1 protein-coding gene is annotated in these 2568 nt (G+C 50.2%); it reads left to right on the top strand.

From position 1 onward, the window contains the following. The first annotated feature begins 349 nt into the window (after window positions 1-349). Window positions 350-2551: a PhoX family protein gene (locus IQ257_RS29345; RefSeq protein ID WP_193882599.1), complete on the top strand. Its 2202-nt coding sequence runs from the start codon at window positions 350-352 to the stop codon at window positions 2549-2551. The last annotated feature ends 17 nt before the right edge of the window (window positions 2552-2568 follow it).

Genomic DNA, 2568 nt, shown 5'->3' with positions numbered 1-2568 from the left:
AAGAGACAGCCCCTACACCCCCGCTCCCCTACTTAACCAGAAGAGTCCCCAAGCCTTAACCCATCCCTAAACTTGAAGCCTTAGCATAGGATGTCGGTGCAAACTCAGATCTTGCACCAGTGGCAACAACCCGCCAGGGGTTAAAACCACTGTCTCATAGCTTGCATTCGTCTTGCATACGACTGGATAAGACTTGTAGTCCACAAAGCGTGGACTTAAGCTATGACGCCGGAGTTTTAACTCGGGGTGGGTTTTCGGGTTTACTGACAATGGTGCAAGATGTCGGTGCAAAGCTACTAGGAGTTTCTTAGTTTCAGACACAGCTATTCCTAGGGGGAGAAGGCTAAGTATGGCTCTCAAACGTCGAGATTTCTTGCTATTTGTGGGAGCTAGCGCGGGAGCTGTTGCGTTGCATTCCTGTGCGTCCGGTAACAGCGGATTGTCCGGTTCCTCAAAAAAGGCAGCCCCAAAAAGCAGTACTGTCGGCTTCAAGCCAGTCAGAGGTTCTATGCCACTGGAAACCGATGGCATAGAATTGACCAAACAAGTTGCAGATTACGGCAGCTATGAAGTCGTGGATGACTTAGTGCTGCCAGAAGGCTTTACCTACGATATCATCGGCGCTTGGGGCGATAATATCGGTGATTCTCGCTTTGGGTATAACAACGACTACCTCTCATTTATTGAAACGGGTAAGGATGAGGGGTTGCTGACTATTAACTTTGAGTATATCAGCGGTAGCACTTGGATGCAGACGTATCAACAGGTGATTGGTCAGTCGCTGCCGTTTGATGAGGTGAAAGCGGCAGTGGCGAATAGTAAGGGCAAGATTAATGCTTTTGCGTTGCCAGATAGTGATGCTCTAAAAGCGAAAATCCGAGAAATTTCTAAAGAAGGCTTAGTTGATCAGGGATTGGGTGTAATCTCAATTCGTAAAACGGCTGATGGCAAGTGGAGGCGAACCCATTCCAGTGCTGACCGCCGTATTACAGGGATTTCTGGCTTAGAGGATGATCGCTACCTGAAGGCGACAGGACCAGCCGTTGCTATTTTTCGTAAGCAACAAGGTCAAGGATATATTGATGGTTTGGGCGATCGCATTATCGGCACGTTCCAAAATTGCGCAGGTGGGACAACCCCGTGGGGAACGGTTTTAAGTGCAGAAGAAAACGTCCAAGATCAAGTGCCAGAACCTGTCTATGTAGATGGTACGTCCTTTGACCCAGAAGCGCTGCCCTTCCAAATCGATGATAAAACTGTTGACGGACGAGCTAATGTCTTTGGTTTAGCCGGAAACAAGTACGGCTGGATGGTGGAAATTGACCCAGCAAACCCTGATGATTACGGCACCAAGCACACCTGGTTGGGACGGTTCCGCCATGAAGCTGTCGCGTTGAAGGCAGTCGCAGGCAAACCTTTAGCCGTTTATTCGGGATGCGATCGCCGGGGCGGTCATCTCTACAAGTTTGTCAGCAAAGGCACCATTAACAAACCCCAAGATAAAGCCAACTCTCAGCTATTCTCAGACGGGATGCTCTATGCGGCAGTCTTTGAACCCGACGGCACAGGGCGGTGGATTGCTCTTGAACCCAAAACATCCGTGAATCCGGTGCTGCCAAGTACCGTTGAGGGAAATTTGGTTCCCTTACCCAAGCGTCCGGAAGGGGGTATTTTTGAGGTCAAAACGGACGCAGACGCCACCAGTTTTAAAGAACAGTTTGCCACCCTAGGCGACCTTTACGAGGGTAACGAAACTGAAAAGCAAGGGGCAATTCTCATTGACGCCCACTATGCGGCGAATGCGGCGGGTGCTACCACAACCGCCCGACCAGAAGATACAGAAATTGCCCCCGATGGTTCCCTTTACATTGCCTTCACCTCCGGCAGTCCTGGCGATGATGGCGGACCTGACAAGCGAATTTTCAAAGGGTTGAAAGGGGAAACTCCGTGGGAGTACGGTTGGATTGTCCGCTTAGTAGAAGATGGCGACGAATCTGCCGCTATGACCTTCCAGTGGGAATCCTTTGCCATGGGGGGCGAACCCGCAGAGGGAGGCGCGGGGTTTGCTAACCCAGACAATCTAGAATTTGATGCCAATGGAAATCTGTGGATGGTAACGGATATCTCTACCTCTAAGCACAATCAGACAGTCACCAGTCGTGTTGATGCCGAAGGGAAACCCTTAGAGCAGACAGATATTCAAGGCATCTTTGGCAATAACTCCATCTGGGTTTTGCCCACTTCAGGGTCAAATGCCGGAAATGCTTACCTCTTTGGCATTGGACCCATGGAATGCGAAACTACAGGACTGTTCTTTACTCCTGACCAAAAAACTTTGTTCCTAGCCGTGCAACACCCAGGAGAACAACACGGGATGCGCAAGGATAAGGCAGCAGAAACCCGCAAATTTACCCTGAAAACTACCGATGGCAAAGAGTTCGTGCAAAAGCGACTAGTTCCCCTTGGCTCAAACTGGCCCAGTAAAGGCACTACCGATCCGCCAAAACCTGCTGTTGTGGCAATTCGGAGGTTGGATGCTGAACCGATTTAGGTCAATTGGGGTAGGGG

It is taken from the genome of Coleofasciculus sp. LEGE 07092 (assembly GCF_015207375.1).
Classification (GTDB): domain Bacteria; phylum Cyanobacteriota; class Cyanobacteriia; order Cyanobacteriales; family Coleofasciculaceae; genus LEGE-07092.
Note: the sequence above shows the minus strand (reverse complement) of the source record. Positions and strands in the feature narration are given on the sequence as shown.